Raw genomic sequence first — 8,471 nt, 5'->3', positions numbered from 1 at the left:
GGTGGCGCCGGTGGTATCGGCGGTACCGGCTCGACGGTGGGCACGCAGGGTGTCGGCGGTGCCGGTGGCGCCGGTGGTTCCGGTGGTAAGGGCGGTGCGGGCGCTGCGGGTGCTGCCGGTACTGCGGGCCATGTCGATGGCCATGACGGTGGCAATGGTGGTGCCGGCGGTAACGCGGGTAAGGGTGGTCTCGGTGGTGCGGGCCTGGGTGGTACGGCCGCCGCTGGTACCAACGGCACCGCTGGTGTCGGTGGCGCCGGCGCGGCCGGTGGTACGGGCTTCGACGGTGTCAATGGCACCGCGCAGCGCGTCGATGGCACCAACGGTGGCGCCGGCGGCGCCGGCGGTGATGGCGGTCTCGGTGGCCTGCAGACCGACGGGGTGACCCGGGCGACCCAGGGTGCTGGCGGCGACGGTGGCGCCGGCGGTAAGGCCGGACACGGCTACAACGGCCAGGACGGCGCGGCCGCGACCGCGCCGGGGGCGACCGGCGGTACCGGTGAGAATGGTGGAGCCGGCGGTAACGGCGGTAACGGCGGCGCGGCCGGTTTGGGCTCTGTCAACGGTCAGTTGGGCGCCGGTGGTGCCGGCGGTAACGGCGGTAACGGTGGGGCCGGCGGCACGGGTGCCGCCGGTGGTGCCGGGACCGCCGGGCACATTGATGGCTTTGATGGTGGCGCTGGTGGTACCGGCGGTAACGCCGGTGTCGCCGGTGTCGGCGGTATCGGCGCGGGCGGTCAGGCCGCCGGCGGTGTCAATGGCACCGCCGGTGTTGGTGGCAATGGTGGAGTTGGCGGTGCGGGCTTTGATGGTGCTGACTCCAACACCGCCGGTGTGTCGGGTGGCCATGCGGGTTCCGGTGGTAACGGCGGCAATGGTGGTGCCGGCGGCCAGCAGATCGGTGGCGGTAGCGCCGCGCAGGGCGCCGGTGGTGCCGGTGGTGCCGGCGGTGAGGGTGGTGACGGCTACAACGGTGCCAACGGGGCGAATGCGTCCACGCCCGGTGGTGTCGGGGGAACCGGCGAGTCGGGCACTGCCGGTGGTAACGGTGGTAACGGCGGCCAGGGCGGTACCGGTAGCGTCGCGGGCGCCCAGGGTGTGGGTGGTGTCGGTGGCCAGGGTGGTTCCGGTGGCACCGGTGGCAATGGTGGTGCTGGTGCTGACGGCAATGCCGGCCACATTGATGGTTTTGATGGTGGCGCTGGTGGTGCTGGTGGTAACGCGGCTGCTGGTGGTATCGGCGGTATCGGCGCGGGCGGTCCGGCCGCTAACGGTGGCAGTGGCACCGCTGGTGTTGGTGGCAATGGTGGTGGCGGTGGTGATGGCTTTGCTGGTGCTGACGGTACTGCGGGTGTGTCGGGTGGCCATGGTGGTTCCGGTGGTAACGGCGGCAATGGTGGTGCCGGTGGTCTAGAGGTTGGTGGCGGTAACGCCGCTGCTGGTGTTGGTGGCGATGGTGGTGATGGCGCCAAGGGTGGTGACGGTTACAACGGTGCCGACGGCGCCGACGCCTTGACCCCCGGTGGTGTCGGTGGTGCCGGTGAGTCGGGTACTGCCGGTGGTAATGGTGGTCACGGTGGCCAGGGTGGTACCGGCAGCGTCGCGGGCACTCAGGGCGATGGTGGTGACGGTGGCCAGGGTGGTTCCGGTGGCGCCGGTGGTGCGGGCGCGGCCGGTGCTGACGGCAATGCCGGCCACATTGATGGTTTTGATGGTGGCGCTGGTGGTGCTGGTGGTAACGCGGCTGCTGGTGGTGTCGGTGGTAGTGGCTTCAACGATGGCGACGACGGTGGTGATGGCACCGCCGGTGTTGGTGGTGCTGGTGGTGGCGGCGGCACCGGCTTTGAGGGCACCCAAGGTTCCCTGGGTGTCGACGGCGGCACGGGTGGTGCCGGTGGTAACGGCGGCAACGGTGGTGCTGGTGGCCTCGAGGTTGGTGGCGGTAACGCCACCGATGGTGACGGCGGTCACGGCGGCACCGGTGGTGCCGGTGGTGCTGGCTACAACGGCGGCAACGGTGTGGACGCCGGTGACAACGGTGAACACGGCAGCAGTGGTGGCGCCGGCGGTATCGGCGGTAACGGCGGCCACAGCGGTACCGGCACCGGTGGTAACGCCGGTGATGGTGGAGTTGGTGGTGCGGCCGGTAACGGTGGTGACGGAGCAAATGGTGATGCCACCAACCCCGACGGCGGCAAGGGTGGTGACGGCGGCAACGTCGGTACCGGAGGCGAGGCAGGCACCGCAGGTTCCGGCGCGGTAGCTGGTGGTGGCGGCACCGACGGCGCCACGCCGACCAGCGGCGGCAACGGCGGCAAGGGCGGCGACGGTTATGACGCGGCCGGCGATCTGGCCGCTGTCCCGGGGACCGCGGGCGGCCACGGTGGTGCCGGCGGTAACGGTGGCGATCACGGCAACGGCGGCGCCGGCGGCAAGGGCGGCGGCGGCGCCACCGGTCTGGCCGGCGATGCCGGCACCGACAGCAACACCGACGGCACCGAAGGCGGTGTCGGCGGTGTCGGCGGTAACGGCGGCGCCGGTGGTGCCGGTGGCTCGATTGCCGGCGATGGCGGCTACGGCGGTCACGCCGGCAGCGGGGGCACCGGCGGCGACGGTGGTGCCGGCTACAACGGGCTGGCCGGCAGCGGCGAATCCGGCAGCAACGGCGGCAATGCCGGAGTCGGCGGAGTCGGCGGTAACGGCGGTACGGGTGGCGCCAGCGCTAACGGCACTGCGGGTGACGGCGGCAATGCGGGCAACGGCGGCAATGCCGGTACGGCTGGTGACGGTGGTGAGGGTGCCGGTGGCGGCGGTGGAGACACCGCGGGCGACGGCGGTAACGGCGGTAACGGTGCCGAGGGTGGTGCGGCCGGTCAGGTCGGAGATGCCGGCGCCGGTACCGGTGGCGCTGATGGCAACGCCGGCACTGCGGGCACCGGTAGCGGCGGTGGTAACGGCGGTCGGGGCGGTGACGGTGACGGTGTTTCGACGAACGTCCTGTTCGGCCAGGCCGGTGGTAATGGTGGCAATGGTGGTGCTGCTAGTTCGGTCGGTGATGGCGGTCGGGGCGGCGATGGCGGTTGGGGTGCTGCTCATGATCCTGCTGTCGGTGGTAACGGCGGCAATGGTGGTCGGGGCGGTGACGCGACCGTTGGTAACGGTGGTGCTGGTGGCGATGGCGGTAAGGCTGCTGGTGGTTCGGACGCGCAGCCTCCTGTCCTCCCCGCCGGCTGGGGTGGCCTCGGCGGCAATGGTGGTGAGGGCGGTTCGGTGTCCGTGGAGGGCACCGGCGGTGCCGGCGGCGCCGGTGGTGCTGGTGGCGACGGCGGTCATGGGACGGCAGTCGCGCCCGGTAATGGCGGTATCCAGGGTGCGATTGGTGGTGATGGCGGCAAGGGTGGTGCCGGCGGCCAGGGCGCGGGGACCGGTAACGGTGGCGCCGGTGGTGCCGGCGGTGCCGCCGGTCACGGTGGCAATGGTTCGGCCGGAGTGTCGGATGCCGATGGTGTCGGCCAGGACGGTGGCGACGGCGGCCGCGGTGGTAATGGTGGCTTGGGCGGTGTCGGTGGCGCTGCGCTGGGCTCCGGTGATGGTGGCGAAGGCGGCGCCGGCGGTACTGGCGGTAACGCCGGAAACGGCGGTGCGGGTTCGAATTCGACCGCGGCCAACGGTGACGGCGGCAAGGGCGGCAACGGATCGTCGGGCGGCAACGGTGCCGGCGGTGGTGCCGGTGGTCAAGCGTTCGGGACGGGCACCGGTGGTGCCGGTGGTGCCGGCGGCAACGCGGGGCAGAGCGGCTCCGGCGGCAACGGTGGCGACGGCACCGGAACCGGCAACGGCGGTAACGGCGGTAACGCGGGCGGCGTCAACAACCTCGGCGGTGGCTCGGGCGGGGCTGGTGGTGATTCGGTCGACGGTGACGGTGGTGCCGGCGGTGACGGTGGCAACGGCGGTGACGCCGGAGCGGTGGCCGGCAACGGCGGCGACGCGACCGGTACCGGCCGCGGCGGCAATGGCGGCTGGGGCGGCCAAGGTGGCTGGGGCGGCGTCGGTGGCGCCGGCGGTGACGCGCTGGGTGCCACAGGCAATGGTGGTGCCGGCGGCAGCGGCGGCAACGGTGGCAACACCACCGCCACTGGTGGCACCGGTGGCAACGGCGGCCTGAGCGGCAACGGCGGCGACGGTGGAGTCGGCGGCTGGGGCGGCGTGGGCCGCGAAGGCGGCGCAGGCGGTAACGCAGCCGGCTCCGGCAACGGCGGCGCCGGCGGCAAGGGCGGCGACGGCGGCACCAACAGCGATGGCGGTAACGGCGGCAACGGCGGGGATGCACTGCCCGGTCAGGCAGCAGGCAACGGCGGCGACGGCGGGCAGGGCTCCGGTGGTGAGTACGCCACGTGGGCTCCTGGCGGCTATCAGTACGGCCAAGGCGGTAACGGCGGCGCCGGCGGCACGTCGGACACTGGCACCGACGGTGTCAGCGGCGACGGTGGTCACGGCGCCAGCGGCAGCACCGGCGGCAACGGTGGTAACGGCGGTAAGGGCTACACCGCCACGCCGGGTAGCGGTGAGTCGGGTACGGCCGGTGGTAACGCCGGTGCCGGTGGTGCCGGTGGCGACGGCAGTGTCGGTGGTAGCAGTGCAACGGGCACCGCCGGTGACGGCGGCAACGCCGGCAGCGGTGGCAATGCCGGTACGGCCGGTGACGGTGGTGAGGGTGCTGGTGGCGGCGGTGGTGACACCGCGGGCGACGGTGGTAACGGCGGTAACGGTGCCGAGGGCGGAGCGGCCGGTCAGGTCGGAAACGCCGGCGCGGGTACCGGTGGCGCTGATGGCAACGCCGGTAGTGCGGGAACGTCCAGCGACGGCGGTAACGGCGGCACCGGCGGCGACGGCGAGGGCATCCTTGTCGGCCAAGGCCTCCACGGTGGCGATATTGCTCAGGCCGGTGGCACCGGCGGTACGGGCGGTACGGGCGGTGCCGGTGTTGGCGGTGGCGTGGCCGGCGCCGGTGGCGCTGGTGGTGCTGGTGGTATGGGTGCCGGGATCCTCGGCGTTAACGCCGGCATCGGTAGCACGGCGACCGGTGGCGCAGGTGGTGTCGGCGGTAACGGTGGTGCGGGCACCGGCGCCGGGCCGGGCCTTGGTGGCGGCGGCGGTGGTGGCGGTGGTGGCGCCGCGATCCTCGGCGACGGGGTTGCATCAGGGACGGCCACCGGTGGTGCCGGTGGAGCTGGCGGCCATGGATCGCAGACCGCTGCCGGTGGAGAAGGCGGCACTGGCGGTAGCGCCGTCATTGCTGCCTATCAGGCGGACGGCACCGCTAGCGGCACCGCCATCGGCGGCGTAGGTGGCGATGCGGTCGGCACCGGTATCGGTGGCGACGCCGGCGGGGGCTTCGTCCAGGCATTCGCTGCGGACAGCACCGCGCAGGGCACCGGGACCGGTGGTAACGGCGGCGACGGCATCGACGGCGGTGCCGGTGGTACCGGCGGCGCCGGTGAGATCACGACCCGCGCTGACGCCGCGGGAAGCACTGCGGGCAGTGCCGACGCCGTTGGAACCGGTGGTAACGGCGGTAATGCCACCGGCGTCGGCAGCACCGGTGGTGACGCCGGCCGAGGGATTGTCGGGGTTTACAGCAACGGCACTGGCGACTCCCGGGCCGACGGCACCGCGATCGGCGGCAACGGCGGGAACGGTTTCGATGGTGGCGCCGGCGGTAACGGCTTCACCGGGCAGGTGGCGGCCTTGGGTGTTGGAGCCCACGCCAGCGGTACCGCGACCGGTGGTTCCGGGGGCGACGGCACCGGTGCGGGTGTCACGGGCGGTGGCGGCGGTGGCGGTTACCTTCAGGCCATTGGTGACAACAGCATCGCGACCGGCAACATCGTCCGGGGCGGGGACGGCGGTGCGGGCACCGTCTCGGGTGGCAACGGCGGCAGGGGCGGCGAGGGCGACATCTTCGTCCGTGGCGCCGGCGACTCCGTCACCGGCAGCACCGCCACCGGCAACCAGGACGCCGACGGCCGGATCGACACCAACGGAGGCACGGTCACCGACAGCAGCGTTACGGGCGGCAGGATCACCGTCACCGGTGGGGGCACTGTCGACAACACCCACGTCGACGGTAAGACCATCGGCGAGGGCGGCGCCACTGTGAGCGTCACCAACGGCGGCGCGGTCTCCGACAGCACTGTCACCGCCGGGGACGGTGCTCGCGGCACCATCGGCGGGGCCCACATCACCGCCGACGGTACGGGCAGCAGCGTCTCCAACGCGGTCGTCACCGGTGGTAACAGCGGCGTTGGGACTGACGGCGGCAATGGTGGTCACGGCGGCACGGGCGTCGTCAGCGCCACTGACGGTGGCAGCGTGAACGGCGCCACCGCCACCGGCGGCAACGGTGGTAATGGTGGCGACGGCGGCACCGGTGGTAAGGGTGGCGCGGCCAGTGTCACCGCCAGCGCTGGTGGTGCGGTGACCGACGGCCATGCAATCGGTGGCGACGGCGGTGCGGGCAGCACCGGCGGGACCGGCGGCGCCGGTGCCGCTGCGAGTGTGGGGGCGTACGGCGCCGACACCACCGCTGAGGGCACGGCTCACGCCGGTGATGGCGGCGCGGGTGAGAACGGCGGCAAGGGTGGCGCCGGTGGTGCGGCCGCGGTTGATGCCGGTATCACCGATGGCGGTGTGATCGTCGGTAACGATGACCATGCCTCCGGTAATGCCACCGGCGGTGCCGGTGGTGCCGCTGACGGCAACGGTGGCACTGGCGGTAACGGTGGTGTGGCGATTGTGCGGGCACCCGATGGCACGGTGGGTGTTGCCGGGAGCCCGGACTTGGCGCAGGCCTTCGGCGGTGACGGTGGCGCTGGTGTGAACGGCGGCCACGGCGGTAACGGCGATAATGGCTACGTCTTCGTCAGCAACGGTGGCCGGGTGACCGCCGGCCCCGATGACGACATTGCCACCATCGCTCGCGGCGGCGACGGTGGTGACGGTATCGATGGCGGTACCGGCGGTAACGGGAGTTACGCTCAGGTCACTGCCGGTGAGGGCGCGACTGCGTACGGTCAGTCCACCGGCGGCAACGGTGGTACGGGCAACGACGCGGGCAGCAAGGGCGGTAACGGTGGCAGCGCCAACATCCAAGGTGGCTGGTCGGGTGGCGTCGGCGGGACCGCGCACGGCGTAGCGACTGGTGGTCACGGCGGTGACGGGACCGATGCTGGTATCGGCGGCAACGGCGGTATCGGCAGTGTCATCGCCAGAGGAGTTGGGGCTGAGGCCAGCGGCGCCGGCCACGGTGGCAACGCTGGTGACGGGTTCGACGGTGGTAAGGGCGGTAACGGCTTCAGCGGTCAGGTCGCGGCACTGAATGACGGCGCCACGGCCAACGGCACTGCCACCGCCGGTACCGGTGGTGACGGCACTGGCGCCGGTGTGACGGGCGGTCAGGGTGGTTACACCTACATCCAGGCCAATGGGAAGGACTCGACGGTCACGGGCGTCACCGCCACCGGTGGTGATGGCGGCGTGGGCCAGGAGGGTGTCAATGGCGCGGTGGCTTCTGACACCATCATCGTGGCCAGGGGTGCGGGCGACTCCATCACCAACAGCACCGCGACCGGTGGTAACAGTGCGGGCAACTTGCAGGGTCCCGGCGCGCGGATCGACGTCAACGGTGGATCGGTTGCCGACAGTTCCGTGACCGCGGGCCAGAGCAGCGACACCGCCCTCGGCGGTTCGGGCAACCTGACGGTGACCGGCGGCGGTACCGTCTCCGACACCCACCTCACCGGTGGTGACGCTGGTTCGGGCGGTGCTGGTGGTAGGGGTGGTTCCGCCACCGTCACGGTCGGAGCGGGCAGCGAGGTCACCGACAGCACGGTCACCGGTGGTGACGGCGGTAAGGGTGGCATCGACCTCGATGGTGGCGCTGGCGGCGCGGGTGGCAATGGTGGCAATGCCAGCATCAGTGCCACCACCGGTGGCAGCGTGAGTGGTGAGGCCACCGGTGGTAGCGGCGGTGACGGCGGTAACGGCAGCATCGGTGGGGCCGGCGGCAAGGGCGGCAACGGCGGCAGCGCCACGATGACGGCCACCGACAACGGCACCATCGACAACGGTGAAGTCATAGGGGGTGATGGCACCAACGGTGGACTCAACGGCGCCAACGGCGCCAACGGTGCGAACAACTCGATGGCTGCCGATGGCGGGAGCATCAGCAACACCACAGTCACCAGCGGTGAGAACTCCGCCAACTTCGCCGGCGGCGCGGCCACCGCGGTCATCGGCACCGGCGGCAGCATCTCCGACAGCACGGTGACCGGCGGCAACGCCGGCTCTGGTGGGGCCGGCGGTGCCGCGTCGCTGAGCGCGACTGACGGCGGCACCATCTCCGAGTCCCACGCCACTGGTGGTAACGGCAGTGACAGCGCGGCCGGTGGTGCGGCGACCATCAGCGCCGA

The 8,471-nt window shown here is 72.0% G+C and carries 1 protein-coding gene; it reads left to right on the top strand.

Annotation, left to right across the window (positions count from 1 at the left end; genetic code table 11):
* Positions 1-8,471, top strand: an 8,471-nt coding sequence (locus N416_RS23625; RefSeq protein ID WP_196805163.1) for a hypothetical protein, incomplete at both ends; no start/stop codon positions are given.

This window comes from Mycobacterium sp. UM_WGJ, assembly GCF_000455125.1.
Classification (GTDB): domain Bacteria; phylum Actinomycetota; class Actinomycetes; order Mycobacteriales; family Mycobacteriaceae; genus Mycobacterium.
This window is presented reverse-complemented; position numbering and strand designations above follow the sequence as displayed.